A 20,222-nucleotide genomic window follows, 5' to 3' on the forward strand; every position below is an offset into this window, starting at 1 on the left:
GGTAGGACAGGCGGGTGGCACCGCTGCGGCGGACACCGTGGAAGCGCTTCCGGCGCCCGGCCGGGTGCCCCTGACGATGGGAGAGAGAGCCGGATGGCGAACACGATTCCCGACATCCCCCTCAACGACGGCAACACCATCCCGCAGCTCGGCTTCGGGGTCTTCCAGATCGAGCCGAAGGACACCGTCGAGGCCGTGCGCCGGGCGCTGGAGATCGGCTACCGGCACATCGACACCGCCGAGATGTACGGCAACGAGGCCGAGGTCGGCGAGGCGGTGCGCACCTCCGGCCTGGACCGCGACGAGGTCTTCGTGACCAGCAAGCTCAACAACGCCTTCCACCGGCCGGACGACGCCCGCAAGGCGTTCGAGTCGACGCTGTCCGCGCTGAAGATGGACCACATCGACCTGTTCCTGATCCACTGGCCGCTACCCACCCTCTACGACGGCGACTTCGTTTCCACCTGGAAGGTGCTGGAGGAGTTCCAGCGCGAGGGCCGGGCCACCTCGATCGGCGTGTCGAACTTCCAGGTGGCGCACCTGGAGCGGCTCGGCGCCGAGGCGGAGGTGGTGCCCGCGGTCAACCAGATCGAGGTGCACCCGTACTTCGGCAACGAGGAGGTCCGCTCCTACGACCGGCAGTACAACATCCTCACCCAGGCGTGGTCGCCGATCGCCCAGGGCAAGGTGCTCGACGATCCGACCGTGGTCGACGTCGCCGAGCAGGTCGGCCGCACCCCGGCCCAGGTGGTGCTGCGCTGGCACGTGCAGCGCGGCGACATCGTCTTCCCGAAGTCGATCACCCCGCAGCGGATCGAGGAGAACTTCCGGATCTTCGACTTCGAGCTGGACGACGCGGCGATGGAGCGGATCACCGGGTTGGACCGGGGCGAGGCCGGCCGCCAAGGCCCGAACCCGGACGAGTTCGACTACGTCCCGAGCTGACGCACATACGCACCGGAGGAGGGCCCCGGGGGTCGGGGTCCTTCTCCGGTCAGATGATGAAGTGCGTCCAGTAGGCGAGCCAGACCACGAACAGCGCGCCCTGCACCAGGCCCAGCGCGGCGCTCAGCCAGGCGTCGGCCGTGACGTTACGGGCCCAGCGGGCCAGCACCAGGCCGACCGGGAACGCGGCGAGCAGGTAGCGCAGCAGGCTCTTGTACACCGGCGGCCCCATCGACAGCGGCGCCAGCACCATCAATGCGGCGTAGGTGACGTAGGGCAGCCCGATCCGGCGGATGCCGGCGATCACGATCACCAGCACGGCGACGGCGAACCAAACCCGTACGGCGTCGCGGGTGTCGCCGGTGAGGCCGTTCCAGATCACCGGTAGCGGATTCTGCACCCGGATGCCCCAGCCCTTCTCCTGGGCGTGCTTGTAGGCGAACCAGTCCCCGCCCTTCCACCGGCAGAACGCCATGAAGGTGAGCCAGCCGGCCGGGATGAGCAGCAGCGGCCAGCCGGTCCGGACGTACGTCCAGAGGCTGCGCGGGTCGAGCCGGTAGCGGTGCCGGCGGAGCAAAACCAGGGCGAGCGGGACGGCCACCAGGAACCCCACCGAGCGGCTGAGCCCGAGGAAGTAGCCCAGCACGCCCACCGTCACCCACCGCCCCCGCTCGGCGTAGTGGAAGGTGGCCAGCGCCAGGCAGAGGAACAGCGACTCGGTCAGCGCCGCCTGGAACAGGAACGCGGTCGGCAGCAGCACCAGGTAGCGGGCGAACCGGCGCGCCGCGGCATCGTCGCCGAGCAGCGTCTCCCCCAGCCGCAGGGCGTAGTAGAGCAGCAGCACGAAAGCCACGTTGCTGATCAGCAGCAGCGCCAGGGCGGTGTTGCCGCCCAGCGGCACCGCCACCACCCGGGCCAGGAACGGGTAGAGCAGCGGGAAACCGAAGCCCCCCTTCCACTCGCCGGTGAGCGGCTGCCGGCTCAGGCCGTCGTAGATCAGCGCGTCCCAGGCGAACCACATGCCGATCCAGCGGTGCGGCGAGATCTCCACCTGGTCGAGGCGCGTGTTGATCTCGTCCAACGGGGGCGCGGCAGGGGCCCCCTCCCAGGCGGCCAGGGCGATCACCCCGACCAGGCTGAGGACGACCTTCGCGCCGAGGAAGAGGGCGAGCACGTACCGCCAGCGCTCCGGCACCCGGACCAGGAGGTCACCAGCGTGGCCGAGCAGGCGGTTCCAGCGTGCCGGGAGGCCGGTCGCGGGCGCGCGGGCGTCCGTCGCGGCGTCCCGCGGCCCGTCGCTCATGCAGCGCTTCCTCACCGGTCCGGTCCGACCCGCGCCCCGCCCACGGCGGTCGCGGGACCTGCCGGCCGGTCATCCCCGGCCTGCGCCCGATGACACCTGCCGGTTCCCAGGCGCCGCCGAACCCGGCATCATCGGAGCTTGCGGCCAGCGGACGTGAGACAGCGCAGGGAACGGGTAACCGCGCCTGTCCGACGGGAACCGAGGGCAGGGAGCGGCGTGAGGATGGACGAGCGTCACGGCACGGTGGTCATCGGCGCGGGCCCGGCGGGGCTGACCGCCGCGTACGAGCTGCTCAGGCACGGCGAGACGGTGCGCGTCTTCGAGGCCGACGAGGTGGTCGGCGGGATCAGCCGCACCGTCGAGCGGGACGGCTGGCGCTTCGACATCGGCGGGCACCGGTTCTTCACCAAGGTGAGCCGGGTCGAGGATTTCTGGCACGAGATCCTGCCCGACGAAGAGTTCCTGCTCCGGCCCCGGATGAGCCGGATCTTCTACCGGGGGGCGCTCTACGACTATCCGCTCAACGCCGGCAACGCCCTGCGCAACCTCGGTATACGGGAGGCGGCCCGCTGCATGGGCTCGTACGCCCGGGCGCGGCTACGCCCGCCGAAGGACCAGTCGCACTTCGAGGGCTGGGTGTCGGCGCGCTTCGGCTGGCGGCTCTACTCGATCTTCTTCAAGACCTACACCGAGAAGGTCTGGGGGATGCCGGCCGACCAGTTGCAGGCCGACTGGGCCGCCCAGCGGATCAAGAACCTGTCGCTGGCCCGGGCGGTGCTCAACGCGGTGCTGCCGCGTCGCAACCGCAAGGACGTGACCAGCCTGATCGAGGAGTTCCAGTACCCGAAGTTCGGCCCCGGCATGATGTGGGAGCGCTGCACGGAGGAGGTCCGCAAGCGCGGCGGCGAGGTCAGCCTGGGCACCTGGGTGCGGGCGGTGCACCGGGAGGACGGGCGGGCCGTGGCGGTCACCGTCGACGGGGCGGGCGGCGAGCGCCGAGTCCCCGCCGACCACGTCATCTCGTCCATGCCGATCTCGGAACTGGTGGCCGCGGTGCGCCCGGCCGCGCCGCCCGAGGTGCTCGCCTGCGCCGCCGACCTGCGCTACCGCGACTTCCTGACCGTGGCGCTGGTGGTGCCGGAGGAGTTCTCCTTCCCCGACAACTGGATCTACGTGCACGACCCGGCGGTGAACGTGGGCCGGATCCAGAACTTCGGCTCCTGGTCGCCGTACCTGGTCAAGGACGGGCGTACCTGCCTGGGGCTGGAGTACTTCGTCTTCGAGGACGACGAGACCTGGCGGACCTCCGACGCCGACCTCGTCGCGCGGGCCACCGCCGAGCTGGAGCAGCTCGGCCTGGTGCGGCCGGGCGCGGTGGAGAGCGGGTACGTGGTGCGGATGCCGAAGGCCTACCCGGTGTACGACGAGCGCTACCAGCACAACGTCGACACCATCCGGGACTGGCTGGCCCGGGAGCTGCCGAACGTGCACCCCGTCGGGCGTAACGGGATGCACCGCTACAACAACCAGGACCACTCGATGCTGACCGCGATGCTGACCGCCGAGAACATCGCCCACGGCTCCGGCCACGACGTCTGGACGGTCAACGTGGAACAGGACTACCACGAGCAGAGCAGCAGCAAGGGCGACGGCCGGCGGGGCACCGGACGGGACGCGCCGACCGTGCCGGCCCGCAACGTCGCCGCGACGACCACCGCGCAGCCGGCGGCGAAGCGTCGACCCACCGGGGTCAACTGAGCCGGCGTACCGAATGCCTTGACTTCGAGTGCGCTCGAAGGTTCAGGGTGAGGGCTCCACGTCGTGAGATGGGAGACCTCATGCGGTACCGCACGATCGGCACGGACCCGTCGACCCGGCGCGAGGTGAGCGTGCTCAGCCTCGGTGCGATGCTCTTCGGCACAGCCACCGACGAGGCCACCTCGTACGCCATCCTCGACCGGTACGCCGAGGCCGGGGGCACCTTCGTCGACACCTCGGACAACTACGCGTTCTGGATGAACGGTGGGCAGGGCGGGGAGAGCGAGGAACTGCTCGGCCGGTGGCGGCGCAGCCGAGGTGTCGGGGACGAGATCGTCGTCGCCACCAAGCTGGGGGCGCGTCCGCTCGCCCCGGGCACCAGCTTCACCGACAACCCGGAAGGGCTGTCGGCGAAGGTGATCCGGGAGTCGGCGGAGCGCAGCCGCGAACGGCTGGGCATGGCGAAGCTGGACCTGCTGTACGCGCACATCGAGGACCGCACCGTGCCGCTGGAGGAGACCGTGGCGGCCTTCGGCGAACTGGTCGCCGAGGGCACCGTGGGTCTGCTGGGGGCGAGCAACCACCGGGTGTGGCGGGTGGAGCGGGCCCGCGCGCTGGCCGCCGCCGCCGGCCTGCCCGCGTACGAGGTGCTCCAGTACCACCACACCTACCTTCAGCGGCGTACCGACCTGCCCAGCGAGCTGGACCCGGACGGCGACCCCGGCTCGGTCGGCGGAGACCTGGCCAGCTACCTGCGGGCGGAGCCGGCGCTGACGCTGGTCGCGTACTCGCCGCTGGTGAAGGGTGGTTACACCCGGTCGGACAAGCCGCTGGGCCCGGCGTACGACCTGCCGAGCGCGCCCGGCCGGCTGGCCGCGCTGCGGGAGGTGGCCGCCGAGACGGGCGCGACGGTCAACCAGGTGGTGCTGGCCTGGCTGATGGGCGGCGAGAGGCCGTCGATCCCGCTGGTCGGCGCCTCGTCGGTGGCTCAGCTCGACGAGAGCCTCGAAGCGGTGGAGCTGGAGCTGACCGCCGCGCAGCGGGAACGGCTGGACGCCGCGCGCTGACGGGCCTCGTCAGGCCCGCAGGTCGAGCCGCCAGTCGTTGGAGCGCATCAGGCGGCCCGGCGGGTACTCGAACTCGGTCTCGCCGAGCAGGGTGAACCCAGCCTTGCGGCAGACCGCGTTCGAGGCCGGATGGTCCACCGACGGATAGGCGTGGGCGTACCGGTGGTGGCGCTCGGCGCGGGCCTCGGCCACCACGGCGCGGACCGCGGCGGTGGCCAGGCCCCGCCCCTGGTGCTCAGGGAGGATCGCCCAGCCCATCTCGTAGACCGGCTCGTCGTGCCAGACCCGCTCCCAGTAGCCGACGCTGCCCACCTTCACGCCGTCAGGCAGCGCCACGGTGAACATCCAGCCGCTGCGGGGACCGGGCCCCCGCAGATAGCGCTCGTGCCGAGCGAGCACCTGCTCGTCGGTCTCCGGGCCGCCGGTGTGGTGCCGGACCTCCGGCGTGTTGAGGCGACGCAGCAGCTCCAGGTCGTCCTCGTCCCACCGCGCGATGTGCACCTCGATCATCCGTCTCCCCCGCCCGCTCGTGGGCGCCCATTCAAGCAGTCCCCACCGACGCACTGCGCGCAGTCGACCATGACTAGCCGCCCACGTGGCGGGTACGCGCACCACGGCCTGACCGAAGCCGAGCGCGTCGGCCCAGCGCCAGTGGCGGCGTGAACCTGTCTGCCGGAGCCGGAGGTGGTACCGACATGCCCAGATTCCTGCTGAAGTCGACCTACACCCTCGACGGGCTCAAGGGGCTGGTCAGCGACGGTGGCACCAAGCGCGCGGAGGCCGTCCGAAGCACGATCGAGGCCAGCGGCGGTCGGATGGAGTCGATGCACTTCTCGTTCGACGACGACGACACCTACGTGTTGTGTGAACTGCCGGACCACAAGACGGCGGCCGCACTGGCCATCGCCATCCGGGCGGCGGGCGGCCTGCACGTGCGGGTCACTCCGGTACTGACCGCCGAGGAGGTCGATGAGGCGACCCGGGTGAAGGCCAACTACCAGCCCCCGGGTGCATGATCCCCTGCCCCGACGGTAACCACCGGTCGGCGCGGGCGGAGAGTCGGCGATCCGGCCATCGCCCGCTCAACCCCTCAAATACCGCTCGCGGTGTCGCCGTAGGGCGGCGCGGTCCGGCAGATCCTCCTAGTTCGCCGGAGGCAAGAGCTGCTGCCCCTCATTTTGGCGTAATGCCCAATGCCGGGATGCACGTGCAGCGCACAGCAATCGTCGATCCAGATAACGCCCCGATCGAAGAGGCTGTGCAGGTCAGCGCGGAGCAGGAGGCCGTTGCCCGCCCAGTTGCTGGTACGTCCCTCGTACGAGTCGATGTGTGCGGCCTCGGTTGCGGCCTCGGCGTCGCAGCCCGTGACGACGCATCGACTGTCGCACGCCGCCATCAGCCGTTGTCGGAAGTCAGCTTGGCCCAGCCGCGCGGTCATCTCTGCGAGCCGGCGTCGTCGCCCCTCGGACGACTCCGCAGGGTTCAGCGCGGCCGAGGTATCCAGTGCCGCCGTCAGGGCATCCAACTCCTCCGCTGACAACTGGGACGCTACCGGGGAACGGCAAACGAGGCAGCCCCGGATGCTTCCGTCCTCAGCCGCGCGGCTTGGGGACCTGTCGGTTGAAACGAGGCTGCAGTGCGAGCACCAGCGCCTCCTTGTCCGCCTGCGGGTTGTCGCTCTCTCTCCACCGAACAATGCATCGGCCGAGCCAGCTGGCGATGTCGCTCGCTGAGGCGGCGGGCCCGGATCGGTCGAGCAGTTGCCCGACCTGGTCGTGCAGCACCGAAGAGGCCCGGCTGCCGGTCAGGTGCTGACGCAGGCGGTCGCGGAGGTTGCTGGCGCGACCCACATAGATGACGGTGTCGCCAGCTACGACCAGGTGCACCCCAGCCGCACGGGGCGCGTCCGCGACAACATCCATCGTGTACGGGCGGGAGACGGTGAAGCCCGCTAGCAGATCCTCATGGGCGATCTCGGTCATCCCCGGACGCTACCGATCACCGTTGCCGTTTGGCAGCCCCTGACCGCGGAGCGCGGCTTACCCGACAGCAAGGCGGGAGGGCGACCGCCTGATGAAGCGGCAACCGCCACAGAGAAATTGCCGCCCCACCCTTGGTTGGACGGCCCATATCTGTGACGCCGATGACTGCGCGATCGTTGGCGGGGGCAGCCGTTGAGGGCGGACGAGACGATCATGCGCCGTCTGCTACAGAATTGAGATCCCAGTACGTGCTGCTCGATCGGCGGCGCTACAGCACGACTTCCCGCCACTGCCTACCGGCTCCGCCTCGAGGCCCTTTTGTCCACAAGCCCATGGGTACGTCGCCGCGCGCAGTTCACCCGGCGTGGTGGTGACGTCGGCAACTCGATCGTGGCGGGCAGGAGGATCGTGCCGCCCGTCAGGGTCGAGAATCGGGTCGGTGAAGGTGCGGTCGGGTGACCTGTTCATCGTCCGTTCACCTGCAGTCCGGGCCTGGGCAGTGGTTCCACTCGCGACGGTGATGGGCATAACCTCATCACGTGATCGACACTCCACGCACCGTAACCGACGAACTGGCGCCATCCGGCGGCGCGATTTCGCGGGAGGATGCGGCGCTGGCCCTGATCCTCGACCGCCAACCGACCATCATGAACATAACCCCGATCAAGTCCCTCAGCGGCGGCTTCACGGACGCGTCGGTCCTGGTGTGCGACGTCGCGGGTCGCCCGGGCGCTGACGGTGAGGTGGACGGCCAGTACGTGCTAAAGGTCTCCCGCGCCAAGGACGTCGACCAGGGCGCAGCCCACCAGGCGTTCTGGGACGCCCTGCCACAGTTCGCCCAGGCTCGGGTGCCCCGCCTGGTGGTGGCCGCCGACAACGACGACGTGCGCGCGGAGCTGTACGAGATCGCGGGGAACAGCCTGCGTACCATCCGCACGGCCGACCTCGCCGACTACCGGGACCTGCGACACGCCTGCGGCCAAGTGGCTGGCGATCTGCTGGAGGCGCAGCTTGCCGCGACCGCACAGCCGGCCTACCGCGTCGCGCTCGGTGCCGTGCTCGAGGAATGGGTGCCGAACATGTACACCGACGGGCGCCGCCGTTCGGCCCTGCGCCGGGTGGCCGGCGAGGTCGGGGCCGGGGACGGCCTGCTGTTCGTGCATTGTGGCGAGCACCTGCCCAACCCGCACCTGGTCTGGGGGCCGGACCGGGCGTTGTACGACCAGCCGATCGACGTCTTCCGTGGTCGCAGCCACGGCGACCTGCACCTGAAGAATATTCTGCTCGGTGGGGCGTTGCAGTCGAAGGACCTGACCTACTGGCTGATCGACCTCAGCTGGGACACGGATGGGCCGTTGCTGTACGACCAGGCGTACCTGGAGGTTTCCGCGTTCCTCAACGGTATCCGCCAGCTGGGCTCGCGGTCTCCGTTGGCGGTCTTCTCCGCGGTGGACGACGTCCAGTTGACCTCGAGGCCGCGAATGCTGCCGACCGACCACACCGTGTTCGAGCTGATCCAGGTGATCCGGCAGCGTACGGAGGCCATGCTGGCCACCCGGCAGCCACGTCGGCAGGACGTATGGCGACCGCAGTATCCCCTCGCCCGGGTGGCCGCCGGCCTCAACTGGGCAGCCAAGCCGATCGACCAGCCACAGGACATTGAGCTGCGAATCGCAGCCTTCCTCTATGCGGCCTGGGCCAGCAAGATGATGCTGACCACACACTTCTCCAACCAGTGGGCGTCGCTGGTCCAGGAGCACGAACGGCGGGGGCCGGGGGTGGCCCTGCCGACGCAGCCACGCCCGGCGGTGCCCGTCGCGGAGGCGCAGCAGCTGTTCGAACCGTTTCTGAGCACCGAGGACAGCGGCGTGGACCTGTTCCTCGTCGCGGATGAGGGCCTGCGCTTCCCGCAACTGACCGCGCTGGCGGGTACGCGCTGGTCGGTGGTGGTGGACCTGGACCCGGGCAGCGACGCGGAAGGACTATCCGCCGCGCTCCTGCAGACGCTGCGGGCTCGGCGTTCGGTCGTGTACGCCGGGCGGACCCTGCCCCACGACCATTCGCCCGAGGCCACCGTGTGGCTCTACGCAAACGGCTGGGTAGCGCGGTCCGAGCCGCGTCCCGAGACGCTGCCGGACTGGCGCCGGACCTACCTCCCCCTGCTGCGCCGGGTCATCGACCGCACCATTCGGTTGACCGCGCACCGGGCCGCCGCCGTGCTCGTGCTGCGCTCGGGCCGCAACGACGACAAGATTTCCCGAGTGCTGGAGTACCTCGACGAGTGCTACGGCGGCGAGGTCCGCTCACTCGACCTGGCGATCGAGTCCGTCGACGGGATGCCCGGCATGGTGGGGCTGCTCGACGCCCTCACCCCAGCCCTGCCGCTGGGTGCCGACACGGCTTCCGCCACCGTACCGGGTGTGCAGGGGTCGGTGCCGCTGTCGCCGAAGGACCTCCTGTGGCTGGGCGTGGACCTGGAGGTGCTGCACTCTGCGGTGCTCTCGGCGGCAGCCCGGCGGCATCCCGAGACCGACGAGTTCTGGCGGGGGCGACCGCCTACCTGGGTCGACCTCGCAGCGGGCCTGGACGTGCCGCGCGAACTGCACGGGGAAGTCGTGGCGGACCTGGGCGCCGCGCTGAGCAAGGCGACTCGGCCCTACCGCGTCGAGCTCGTCCACTCCCCCGGCGCCGGCGGCACCACCCTGGCCCGCCGGGTCGCCTGGGACCTGAGCGCCGGCCATCCGACAGCGCTGCTCAAGCAGTACAGTTCGGGCAGCATCGATCGGATAGACGAGCTCCACCGGCGAGTCGGCCGCCCCCTGCTGCTCGTCGTGGAGGCGGGTGACCTCACCGAGGCCGAGCGGGAAGACCTGCTCACCGGCCTCGACGCGCGAGGCATCCCGGTCGTCGTCCTCTGGGTGTCACGGACGACCCGGGGGAGGAGAACGTCCCACCGGTCAGGCCGGGAGCCGCACCGCCTGGTCGATCCGATGCGCAACGACGAGCGCCGCGAGTTCGCCCGCCTCTTCAGGCCGCAGGCGGAGACCGACGCCGGCCGCCAAATGATCACGAGGCTCGGCTCGGTCGACACCGCAGTGACTCCCGTCCATTCGCAGCAACTGTCCCCGTTCTTCTTCGGGCTCTGCGCTTACGAGCAGAACTTCGCCGGGATCGAGACCTTCGTCCGCAACCACCTCGTCCGCATTCCCTCGGAGCTGCGGTTGGTGGCCCAGTTCCTCGCCCTGGTCACCCGCTATGCCCAATCGGGCATCCCGACCCACCTCGTGCGGTTCTGGATCACCGGCCGGTGGACACTCGAGACGGTCTACGAGAGCGACGAGGACTACCTGCGCAGCCTGCTCGGTGATGACCTACGCCATCTGACCGTGTCGCACAGCGGGGAACTGCGCCTGATGCACCCTCAAATCGCCGAGCAGGTGCTGCAGGAGCTGCTGGGTGGAGAGGGCACCTGGCGGCGCAACCTGCCACAGCTCTCCGTCGACCTCATCGCCAACGTCGTCCACCACCTGGGCGCGGAGAACGTGCTCGCCCGGCGGCTGCTGGAGAACCTCTTCGTCCGCCGTACCAGGGTGGGCGACCAACGCCGGCCGAGCGGCAATTTCTCCGAGCTCGTCGAGGAGATGCCGCAGGAGTCGGCGCAGTGGGTACTCCAGCAGCTGACCGAGCACTGCCCGAACGAACCCCACTTCTGGAACCATCTTGGCCGCCACCAGATCTACCGGATGAGGTCGAGCTTCGAGAACGCCGAGAAGTGTCTGCTCCGCGCAGTCGAGCTGTCGGAGGGCCGCGACAGCCTGCACCTGCACACTCTGGGCATGGTGCGGCGGCTGTGGATCGAACACTCGATGAACAAGCTGTTGCAGGACCACTCGGTCAGCGCGCAGGCGCTGCTCGATGAGGTGCTGGTGCGGTTCCGGTCGGCGATGGAAGCCTTCGACCTGGCCAGGAGGGCCGCCCCCAACAGCGAGTACGCCTACATCACCCCGGTGCAGCTGACCCTAGAGGTCCTGGAGCGACTCGTCCGGGTGTCCGGACACGAGAGCCTGCCTGACCTAATCAACTCCAAGGAGGTAGCGAGCGAATGGGTGGCGGCGGAACTCGCCCAGGCTGAGGACCTGCTGGATCAGTACCGGTCGCTGCGCGCCAATCAGTACGGGCCGCCGGACAGCGACCACTTTCGTGGGTGCGAGGAGAAGATCAAGCAGCTATACAGCAACATCGACCACCTGATCACGCAGTGGCGCGCGCAGTTGGGCGACACCGAGGAGAAGGCGGCCATCGGGCGGGCGCTCGCCCGGGCGTACATCCGACAGGGCAACCGGGACTGGTCAAGTATGGACGAGAGCACCCTGCGGACAATCGCCGAGTGCCTGGACGCCGCAATCCGGGTACGTACCCCGTCCGAAGCGGAGCTGCGGAACTGGTTTCAGGCGTACCGGCGGCTCCCGGAGTACAACGAGCTGCGCGCGCTCGAACGGTTCAGTTCCATCGCGGAGGTGACGGACAGCCTGGAGGCAAGCTACTACCTCTACGTGCTGCACTTCATGCGGTGGCGACGAGGCGAAGAGTTCAACCAGGACCGCATTCGCGCCCACATGGACACCACAGACAAGCGTGCCCGCTACGCCAACCGACAATGGAGCTACGAGTGGGTCGGGCGGAGCCCGGACTGGTGCCCCTTGGCCCACTTCAGTGAGCTCGGCGAGTGGGCCAACGGCTTCTGGAACCACCCGCAGCCGTTAGACCGGGTGGCCGGCGTGATCCAAGAGATTGAGGGCCCGGAGCGGGGCTGGGTCCGCATCGGCGACGGCCGTCTGCGGGCGCTTTTCCGGCCGCGCGACAAGTTCCGGCGCGGCCGAGACGAGTACGCCTACGTCGACTTCTTCCTCGGTTTCAGCTATGAGGGCCTGCGGGCATGGGAGGTCGAGGTAGGCGGGCAGTGGGCGCCCCCAAAGACGCACCCGTCAGCCATCCCCGCCGCCCGGCGCAGACCGGAGAGCTCACCTACGTCCGTGGCACCGGCTCCTCGCGTTTCGGCGGTGAAGAGTCCGCCGGTGGCCCCCGCCGCGCCCGCGCCGGTGCGGCGGGCCATCCCGCAGAGGCTGCGCCCCGGTCCGATCCCCACGACAGCGGACCCTGCAGCGCTCATCGGCGGCCTGCTCGACGAGGCAAGTGGTGAGATGCGACTGATCGACCTCGGCGAGACGATCATCGCGCGGTTCGGCCAGCGCTGGTACGACGAGTTCAAGGCGGGCCGGAAGCTGCGCCCGGCCATCCAGGCGCTCGGGCTGCGCACGGAACAGGTGGCGGGCGACTGGATGGTGAGCCGGCAGGACCCCTGATCCGATGCACGGCCGGCCGCCACGAACCGACTCGCACGCGGTCACGCGCCCACCTCGCGCTGCACATGTGTCGTACATAGTCCGGAGGTAGGTGACCAACTCTGTCGTCCGCACACCTACAGGTAGGGGTCATCGACCGTCACCAGTTCGGTCGGCACCGACCGTTCGCGCTATGGCGCCCAGGTGGGCGAGCATCGCCTGGTTCGCGGCCCAGCCGTCGGGGAACTTGACGGGCACGTCGAGGTGCACCGACTCGGTCGACGGGTGGGCGTCCAGCAGCTCGCCGATGCCGGCCCGGGCCACCACGATGCAGGCGTGCCGGTGCCGGGACGCCAGCACGCAGAGCCGCCCCGACTCCAGGTGGAAGGCGGTGGCGTCCCGCCGCCCGGAGAGCGGGTGCAGCACGATCGTCACGTCGTACTCGCGGCCCTGGAGCCGGTTGGCGGTGTCGACGGTGATGCCCGCTGCGGCCTCGCCGAGGTGCGCGCGGATGGCCGCGACCTGGTCGCGGTGCGCGGCCCCGACGGCGATCCGGTCCGCGGTGACCGGCGTGCCCGACGGCGCGTGCTCGGAGACCGCGACCGCTCCCCGCTGCAACACCCGCAGCGCCAGCGCGGCGCACGCCGACGCCGCCTCCGCGTCGGTGCGCAGGGTATGCCGGGCCGGCAGCTCATGCAGCGCCCACCCGGTCGTCGCGGCAAGCTCCACCGCCGTGTCGAGAGCATCGCCCGGTCCGGCCTCGGTGAACGTCAGCGCTCGATCGCCGGGGCCGCTGCCGGCGCGGAACCCGGTGAACGGGTAGAAGGCCGCCGCGACCACCGGCGCCGCGGAGGCGGGCAGCCGCCACGACACGGGCAGGCGGTGTACCGGCAGCTCGGGGTTGTGGCGCAGCAGCACCGCCACCGCCGACTGCATCGGGTCCCAGGTCAGGCCGGTCCAGCGCGCGGTCTCGACGGTGGAGAACGGGTCGAGCTGCCCGGGATCGCCCACGAACAGCGCCCGCTCGAACCGCCCGGCCACGCGCAGCAGGGCGTCCGACCGCATCTGGTACGCCTCGTCGACGATCGCCCACGGCCAGGAGCCGTCGGTGACCGTGGCCCACTTGGCGGCCGTACCGACGATGACGGCCGGACCGCCGAGGTCGGCGATCTTGGCGGCGACCTTGACCGTTTCGTGGCCCTTCACCCGCTCGGAGGGCTGGTAGTCGGCGGCGGAGAGGCGGCCGATACGCAGCTCGGGAGCCTTACGGGCGAGGCGGTCGATGAGGTCGTCGACCTGCTCGTTGGTCTGCGCGATGATGATCAGCGGCTCGCCGGTGGTTGCCAGGTCGACGGCGGCGCGGACGACGAGGGTGGACTTGCCGGCGCCGGGCGGGGAGTCCACCACCACCCCGCGGTGGTTGCCGGAGCGCAGGTCGGCGAGTACGGCCGCGATCACCCGCTCCGCCTCGACGGCGGGCGGCAGCTCCAAACCGGCGAGCATCGACGTCACCTCCCGAAACGGCGTCCCCGGGACCCTACCTCCGGCCACCGTCACTCCCCGCGCCGCGCCGCCCGATCGGACTGCCAGCTTCGCAGCGCGTTCTTGACCCGCCGGTTCTCCTCCCGGGCGACCTCAAGCTGGCGGTTCCGCTCCCCCAGCTCGTAGGCGAGCCGGTGGAGTAGCAGGTCGACGTCGTCCACCCGGTAGCCGCGCCGGCCGCGCCCGGTCAGCGGCAACGACAGGCCCACGATCCGCTCCGGGGTGAGCCGACCGGTGAGGGCGTTGCGGCTCCGGTAAACGGTCATCGCCACGGGATCCGCTCCGGCAGGTGGATGCGCACGGCGGGCACCCCGGCGGCGAGTAGCCGCAGCCGTGACCCGGCCAGCATCGCCGGCGGCCCACACACGAACACGTCCTGGTCGGGACGCAGGTGGTCGAGGGCGACGGTGAGCGCGTCGCCCCGCTCCACCGGCTCGGCGAGGGGATCGTGGGAGAACGCCGGCACGATCCGCAGCCAGTCGTGGGCGCACTGGAGCTTGTCGAGGCTGACCGCGTCGTACAAATCGGCGACCGTGCGGGCCCCGACGACCAGGGTCACCCGCCGGCCGTCCGGGGCGGCGGCCACCTGCTCGACCAGGGCACGCAGCGGTGCCAGGCCGGTGCCGCCGGCCATCAGCAGCAGGTCCCGCTTGTCGCCCAGGTGCAACCCGGTATCCATGGGCGGGCCGAGGTGGAGCAGCTCGCCGGGGCGTACCTCCTGGACCAGGGTGGTGGAGACGGCGCCGCCGCCGACCGCGCGGACGTGCAGCTCGACCGTGCCGTCCGGGCGGGGCGCGTTCGCCGGGCAGTACCAGCGCCACCGGCCGGGCCGGCGCGGCGTGCACACCGGCACCGCCTGGCCGGGCCGGTGCGGCAGCCGCCGCCACGGCCGTACGGTGAGGATGGCGACGCCATCGGCGGGCCGGTCGTGATCGAGCACCTCGACCGGCCACCAGGCCGGGCCGTCCCCCATCCGCCCGGCGGCCCAATCGACCAGCCGCCACGCCCTCTTCCACCCTTTGCTGATGCCCAACGCCTTCTGAAGGGTGGCGGCGTGCGTCGGACGCAGGCCGTAACGACGGTACGCGCGGCCGAGCACAGCCAGCAGCGCCAACCGCCCAGCCGGGTCGTCGCCACCGGTCATGAGACGGTCCAGCGCGGCGTGGATCACGGGTGCCTCCCGCTCCGGCAGCAGGCCCGGACAGCGGTCCTCCACCGCCGACCAGAACTGGTCGGCGCTCGCGGCCGGGGTTGCGGCCGTCGGCTCACCACGCGTTTCCCACACCCGGGCCAGGTAGTTGACTGCCCGCCGGTGCTGCGCCTCGGACCAGCCCAGGCCGCCCCACCCGTCGAGCAGGGCTCCGCCGCTGGGCGCGGTGGTGAGCGACCGCGCCAGGAGAGCCATCGGCCGGTCGCGATCCACCCCGATCAGGTACGGAGAGAGCTCCACGTCGGCCGCCAGCAGGCTCAGCCAGTGGGCGACCGCCTCGCGTGCCTCCGGCTCGGTCACGCCATCTCACCCTCGCTGAGGCCGGCGGCGGCGAGGCTGGCGCGGCCACAGCGGGCCAGGCGGCACGGGTACGGGGCGCGCTCGCCGCGGCAGAGCAAGCCGTGCGGCCAGTTCTCCGGGACATGGGCACGGACCGCGCGTGCGGCGAGGACACGATCCTGGTCGGTGACCGGGGTGAGGGCGGGGAGATCGGCGAGTGCGGCGGACATGGGTGGGCGCCTCCGGCGTCGTGGTGCGTTGAGTGGCGCCGGGGCGGACGGGGACGGCCGTCGTCGTTCGGGTCGACGCGGCCGGAGCCCGGCACCCGCCCCGGGCCATGCATCCAGCCTCAGCAGAAAGCTGACCAGGAACTACAGCGTCCGAGAGGCCTCGGTGACGCAGAAATGAGGCGTCTCCGTACCCGCCTGATCGACGGACTGTCACTACAGTGGCGGCAGATGGAGGGAGATCGGGTCGTGGCCGTGAAGCGACATCGGCTCTGCCAGCGGCGTAAAGCCCTCGGGTACAGCCAGGAGCGCCTGGCCGAGATTCTCGGCGTGGAGCGGTCGACGGTGGTCCGCTGGGAGAACGCCGAGACGGATCCTCAGCCCTGGCATCGAAACCGCATCGCCTCCGCGTTGGGAGTTACGCTCGAACAACTCGACGACATGCTCGTCGACGTGTCGGTGGCAACATATCGAGGGCAGGCCATGGGAGATGAGACCCGTAATCCCGCTTCTGGCGCTGCCCGGCCTGAGCTGCTGAACGGTCTTCGAGCCTTCCTCACCAACTACCTCCCAGCACCCGCTGGGCCAGTTCAATCGCTCGTGGAGGTGCGGCGAAGCGTTGGCCGAGTGCACAACCTCTACCAGCGGGCGAGCTACACATCCGCCGCCCGCTTACTGCCGGACGTGCTCAGTCAAGCGGACCTCTCCAGCAAGTCCACCGGGATGCATCGCAGCAATGCTTTTCGGCTGCTCGCCGCGGCATACATCGCGGCGTCAAAGCTGGCCGCCAAGGTGGGTGACGGCGAAACAGGTCTACTGACTGCCGACCGGGCTGCTACGGCGGCGCGGCTCGCCGACGACCAAGCGCTTGCGGCCGTTGCGGCTTACCAGGCGGCCTGCGGTCTCATGCGGCTGCCCGGACGAGCAACCGAAGCTGAGCAGGTCGTGCGGACCAGCATCGCTCGGCTGACAACCACTGCCCCTGCAAAGGATGTCGACCTGCTCTCCGCTCAGGGCGCATTGCTGCTTCTTGCTGCCGTGATGACGGCCGGACAGGGCAACCCGAAGGAAGCAGGTCAGTTCCTGGCGCAGGCCGAAGGGCTGGCAACGACGCTGGGCTCTGACCGCAACCGGTTGTGGACAGGCTTCGGCCCGACGAACGTCGTTATCCACGCGGTCTCCGCTGCGGTTCGGGCGGGCAACGCGGACCGGGCGCTGGAGATCGGAGCGCGGCTCGACACCTCGCGGCTCCCGACGGCGTTGGTTGGCCGGAGGGCACAGGTGCACGTCGACCTGGCGGCAGCGACGATGAGGTCGGGCGGCGACAAATCGGTATCGGTGCTGCACCTGCTCGAAGCCGAGCGGATAGCCGCCGAGATGGTCCACGCCAACGTCCAAGCACGCACGCTCCTGCTCGACCTCTTGGCAAAGGAGCGACGAGCGGCGACGCCGGGGCTGCGGCCACTGGCCGAGCGGGCCGGGCTGCTGGCATGACTCGCCGAGGGGTGCTGGCCCTCGTCGTCTGCGCCGCTCCTCCTGTGCTGCGCATCGGTGAGCTGATCGAGCTGCTACAGGAAGACGGGTGGACTGTCTGCCTCACCGCTACTCCGACCGCTGCAACCTGGATCGACCGGGAAGTTCTGGAGCGGCAGACCGGCTATCCGGTCCGGGTCGAGTGGCGGATGCCCGGCGACCCGGAGCCGCATCCTCTGGCGACCGCCGTTGCCGTCCTACCAGCCACGTTCAACGTCATCAACAAGTGGGCTCAAGGGATCAACGACACGCTCGCGCTCGGCATCCTCAACGAAGCGCTTGGCGCTGACATCCCGGTCTACGCGTTCCCGAACGTCAAGGCACAGCTTGCCGCCCACCCGAGTTACGCCCGGCACCTCCGGCTACTCCGGAAGACGGGCGTCATCGTGACGCCACTGCACGCCGAGCTCAACTGGCCGGGGGTCGCGGAGCGGCTCCATGCCCCCGCGCAGCGGGCGTTTGGCATTTCAAGATTGCTGGACGGCTGATCTCTGTCGGGCAGCGAGTCGGCTTGGCTGACCTATCCGGTATGCCGCTGGGCCTCGCAGCGCACTTAGCCACCTCGGTCAGACAACAATCTCTCGTCGCACCAGAGACGGTGGCGGAGGTGCGGGCTGTCCTCCTCCCTGAGGGTGGCCACAGGATGGAGCTGTTCACCTGCCGGTGAAGGTGGCACTATGTGATCATGAAACGAGGCATCCTCCGAACGCATGACATCCTTCGCTACGCGCGCGATGCCAACCCAGTTGAGGAGATGCTGGACGGCTACCTCAACTACTACTTCGTGATGTCGTCCCCAGACAGCAGTCTCCCCCGCATCATGCTGGAGAGAGGAATCAACGCCCCGGCAAACGTCCACGGCCCCGACGGTGTGCGACGCCCGGTCGTTGCCCTTCGATCCAGTCCCTGGAAGGCTGGGCACGCGACTAATCCTTGGCACGACGAGTTCGACCTGGACGACGGCCACGTTCGCTACTACGGGGACCACAAGGTGGACACCCCCGGCTCTCCCGGTGCCACCGCCGGCAACAAGGCCCTGCTCGAGGCGTGGCACCTCTACGCAGGCAACAGTATTGAGGAACGGTTACTCGCCCCGCCGCTCTTGCTGTTCCGCTCGAAAACCGTGGAACGGCACGGGCAGACTCTGGTGAAAGGCCACGTCGAGTTCTGCGGTGTCGGAATCATCGAGCGTCTCGAGCACGTCGTACAGCAGGACACGTCGACTGGCAGCAGCTTCCCGAACCTTGCGCTGGAGATCGCAGTCATTGACGCGTCCGACCACGAGGGCGCGATCGACATGCGGTGGATCGACGATCGGCGCAATCCCGCTCTGGACGCCCTTCAAGCGAATCGGCATGCCCCGCTCCCGTGGAGTCGCTGGGTCAGGGAGGGTCGGCGAGCACTTCCGCAGGTCCGACGCTCCGTCATCCCCCCAACCCGAACAGGCGCCTGATAGGACCGGCATTAACGATAAGGTGCTTCTCTCGGCAGGCGCGTGATTGTCTCGGTCGTCAGCGCAGAACACAAGTCTCGGACCTGCTGGTCGCTGAGAGATCGAACGTCGAGGAATGCCAGGTATCGCAGTAACCGGAGCGTGACGTCGCGAATCACTCTTCTCCGTGGAGCATCCCCAGAAAACTCTGTGACGGCGCGCGCGGTCTCACGTACGAGGCGTGGGTCGCCGCCGATGCTGCGGCGCTCCAGAAGCTGGTTGAGATCGCTCTCAGTGAGGGCGGCGAGGATCTGCTCATGGCCGGCGAAGACCACTGCCTGCCACCACAGCCGTGCCCACGTGTGCCTGGTCAGATCGGTAGCCACCCACCTTTCCCTGTTGTCCGGGCCGAAGCGCCACTTGGTCACGTGCGGAAGGGCGACGAGAGAAATGAAGGACCACACATCCCGGTTGCCCGCTTCGGCCCAGGACAGATCCATGTGGCTGCGAATCAGCCCGGCAGCATCCCGGTCGAAGGCGATTCGCGCATCCGGGCCGGCCGACTCGGGAAAGCCGTACTTCTCGGCGAGCATCGACACGGCATCGATCAGCTCCCGTACCCGCTTCACGGACACGCGACCGCCGACAGGGGCCCAGGTCTGGTCCGGATGGTTCTCACACGGAACAGGAGCCCTCCCTTCACCGAGCTGGACATACATCGCCGCACTTACGACCGCCGGAAGATGCGGCCACAGTTCGCTCACTGGAAGATCCGCCCCCTTCCGAGATGCCTGATCGCGCCTGAGATCTGGGTCCTAAAGTCGGCCAGTTCGACTGGCGGCGGTGGAGCAGCAGCTGGCAGCGGCGAAGCCGCTACGGTTCTCGCGAGGACATCGCCGACGGTGTCCGGTGGCCATTCCTCGCGTTCGGCAAGCTCGTCACGAAGATGCAGCGCAAGCTCCAGCAGCAGCGCGGCAACACCCGCCTGTAGTTCGTCGAGCAGAACCTGTTGCCTCTTGTCCTTGGCGCCACGGGCGACGGCTGCACTCAACTCGCGGTCACGCTTGTTAATGAGCACGCGGAACGTTCCGTAGAACGGAGCGGTGAGCTCTGTGCTGGTCTCGAGGTGCCAGCTGGCAGTCGGCGAGAGGCGCGTGTGCGAGAAGTCGATCTCATGCACAGGGAACATGGAGGACACGTTCTCCAGCACTACTCGCTGGACGTGTTCGGCAAGCACGGAGCCGGGAACGGCGGCCACCCCGACCGCTGACCTGGCCGGGGGGCGAACCAGGCTGACAGTAGTGCGGAGCGTCAGGATCCCGGACAAGCGCTCCCCGACGAGGATCGTGTCGGCGACGGCAGCGCCACTCGGATCGAACCGCACCGGAGACGAGGCCTGCGTCATGTCGGTCGTGGAACTGGTCCACGAGACGGTCAGCGCAAGGTCCTCGAGCCCCACTCCCGTCTCCTGGAAGAACCTTCCTGCGTCAATCTGCACTCGCCGCGCGACACGCAGGTCCGTGCACGGATCCCAGCCGTCGACCGCGTCGGGCAAGGGGGACCACTCTTGTGCGTCGAGCAACATCCATGGTTGCCACACGA

The 20,222-nt window shown here is 69.6% G+C and carries 18 protein-coding genes; 8 read left to right on the forward strand and 10 right to left on the reverse strand.

The window, feature by feature from the left end; all coding sequences use genetic code 11:
• Positions 1-93: 93 nt before the first annotated feature.
• A complete protein-coding gene (locus V6U88_RS07990; protein WP_334451191.1) occupies positions 94-945 on the forward strand; it encodes an aldo/keto reductase in 852 nt (283 codons plus the stop codon).
• 49 nt (positions 946-994) lie between these two features.
• Here V6U88_RS07990 and V6U88_RS07995 read toward each other — a convergent pair whose 3' ends face one another.
• Positions 995-2,248, reverse strand: a complete 1,254-nt coding sequence (locus tag V6U88_RS07995) for a hypothetical protein (protein ID WP_334451192.1) — start codon at positions 2,246-2,248, stop codon at positions 995-997.
• Between the two features lie 222 nt (positions 2,249-2,470).
• On the opposite strand from V6U88_RS07995, the gene V6U88_RS08000 reads away from it, so the two are divergent.
• Positions 2,471-4,006: an NAD(P)/FAD-dependent oxidoreductase gene (locus tag V6U88_RS08000; protein WP_334451193.1), complete on the forward strand. Its 1,536-nt coding sequence runs from the start codon at positions 2,471-2,473 to the stop codon at positions 4,004-4,006.
• A gap of 80 nt (positions 4,007-4,086) precedes the next feature.
• Entirely contained in the window at positions 4,087-5,073 is a 987-nt protein-coding gene (locus tag V6U88_RS08005; RefSeq protein WP_334451194.1) for an aldo/keto reductase, read from the forward strand.
• 9 nt (positions 5,074-5,082) lie between these two features.
• Here V6U88_RS08005 and V6U88_RS08010 read toward each other — a convergent pair whose 3' ends face one another.
• A complete protein-coding gene (locus tag V6U88_RS08010) occupies positions 5,083-5,583 on the reverse strand; it encodes a GNAT family N-acetyltransferase (RefSeq protein ID WP_334451195.1) in 501 nt (166 codons plus the stop codon).
• A 185-nt stretch (positions 5,584-5,768) separates the two neighbouring features.
• Here V6U88_RS08010 and V6U88_RS08015 point away from each other — a divergent pair, with 185 nt between their 5' ends.
• Entirely contained in the window at positions 5,769-6,089 is a 321-nt protein-coding gene (locus tag V6U88_RS08015) for a GYD domain-containing protein (RefSeq protein ID WP_334451196.1), read from the forward strand.
• A gap of 74 nt (positions 6,090-6,163) precedes the next feature.
• Here the strand turns inward: V6U88_RS08015 and V6U88_RS08020 are convergent, their stop codons facing one another.
• Positions 6,164-6,598, reverse strand: coding sequence for an HNH endonuclease (locus V6U88_RS08020; RefSeq protein ID WP_334451197.1), 435 nt, complete (start codon positions 6,596-6,598; stop codon positions 6,164-6,166).
• A gap of 67 nt (positions 6,599-6,665) precedes the next feature.
• Positions 6,666-7,055 carry a GIY-YIG nuclease family protein gene (locus V6U88_RS08025; protein WP_334451198.1) on the reverse strand — a complete coding sequence of 130 codons (390 nt, stop codon included), beginning with the start codon at positions 7,053-7,055 and terminating at the stop codon, positions 6,666-6,668.
• Between the two features lie 539 nt (positions 7,056-7,594).
• Between V6U88_RS08025 and V6U88_RS08030 the strand changes: the two genes are divergently transcribed.
• Positions 7,595-12,418 carry a P-loop NTPase gene (locus V6U88_RS08030; protein WP_334451200.1) on the forward strand — a complete coding sequence of 1,608 codons (4,824 nt, stop codon included), beginning with the start codon at positions 7,595-7,597 and terminating at the stop codon, positions 12,416-12,418.
• Between the two features lie 129 nt (positions 12,419-12,547).
• Here the strand turns inward: V6U88_RS08030 and V6U88_RS08035 are convergent, their stop codons facing one another.
• Genes V6U88_RS08035 through V6U88_RS08050 form a run of 4 tightly spaced genes read right to left on the reverse strand, consistent with a single transcriptional unit; the run spans position 12,548 to position 15,658 of the window.
• Positions 12,548-13,900: an AAA domain-containing protein gene (locus tag V6U88_RS08035; RefSeq protein ID WP_334451201.1), complete on the reverse strand. Its 1,353-nt coding sequence runs from the start codon at positions 13,898-13,900 to the stop codon at positions 12,548-12,550.
• A gap of 50 nt (positions 13,901-13,950) precedes the next feature.
• Positions 13,951-14,205: a hypothetical protein gene (locus V6U88_RS08040; RefSeq protein ID WP_334451202.1), complete on the reverse strand. Its 255-nt coding sequence runs from the start codon at positions 14,203-14,205 to the stop codon at positions 13,951-13,953.
• Positions 14,202-15,449, reverse strand: a complete 1,248-nt coding sequence (locus V6U88_RS08045) for an FAD-binding oxidoreductase (protein WP_334451203.1) — start codon at positions 15,447-15,449, stop codon at positions 14,202-14,204. Before V6U88_RS08045 ends, V6U88_RS08040 begins: the two co-directional genes overlap by 4 nt.
• Positions 15,446-15,658, reverse strand: a complete 213-nt coding sequence (locus tag V6U88_RS08050; protein WP_334451204.1) for a hypothetical protein — start codon at positions 15,656-15,658, stop codon at positions 15,446-15,448. Before V6U88_RS08050 ends, V6U88_RS08045 begins: the two co-directional genes overlap by 4 nt.
• A gap of 246 nt (positions 15,659-15,904) precedes the next feature.
• On the opposite strand from V6U88_RS08050, the gene V6U88_RS08055 reads away from it, so the two are divergent.
• From V6U88_RS08055 to V6U88_RS08065, 3 genes are all read left to right on the forward strand, one after another.
• Complete coding sequence (locus V6U88_RS08055) at positions 15,905-17,149, forward strand: helix-turn-helix transcriptional regulator (RefSeq protein WP_334451205.1); 1,245 nt, start codon at positions 15,905-15,907, stop codon at positions 17,147-17,149.
• 11 nt (positions 17,150-17,160) lie between these two features.
• Positions 17,161-17,676 carry a flavoprotein gene (locus V6U88_RS08060; protein WP_334451207.1) on the forward strand — a complete coding sequence of 172 codons (516 nt, stop codon included), beginning with the start codon at positions 17,161-17,163 and terminating at the stop codon, positions 17,674-17,676.
• A 197-nt stretch (positions 17,677-17,873) separates the two neighbouring features.
• The gene (locus V6U88_RS08065; protein ID WP_334451274.1) at positions 17,874-18,641 is read left to right on the forward strand and encodes a hypothetical protein; all 768 of its coding nucleotides are present in this window, start codon (positions 17,874-17,876) and stop codon (positions 18,639-18,641) included.
• Between the two features lie 11 nt (positions 18,642-18,652).
• On the opposite strand, the gene V6U88_RS08070 is transcribed toward V6U88_RS08065, so the two are convergent.
• Together V6U88_RS08070 and V6U88_RS08075 are read right to left on the reverse strand one after the other, a co-directional pair.
• Positions 18,653-19,384, reverse strand: a complete 732-nt coding sequence (locus V6U88_RS08070; RefSeq protein ID WP_334451208.1) for a hypothetical protein — start codon at positions 19,382-19,384, stop codon at positions 18,653-18,655.
• Complete coding sequence (locus V6U88_RS08075) at positions 19,381-20,175, reverse strand: hypothetical protein (protein ID WP_334451210.1); 795 nt, start codon at positions 20,173-20,175, stop codon at positions 19,381-19,383. The genes V6U88_RS08070 and V6U88_RS08075 overlap by 4 nt, the downstream gene beginning before the upstream one ends.
• Positions 20,176-20,222 lie beyond the last annotated feature (47 nt).

Source organism: Micromonospora sp. CPCC 205739 (assembly GCF_036906795.1).
In the GTDB taxonomy this organism is placed as follows: Bacteria; Actinomycetota; Actinomycetes; order Mycobacteriales; family Micromonosporaceae; genus Micromonospora.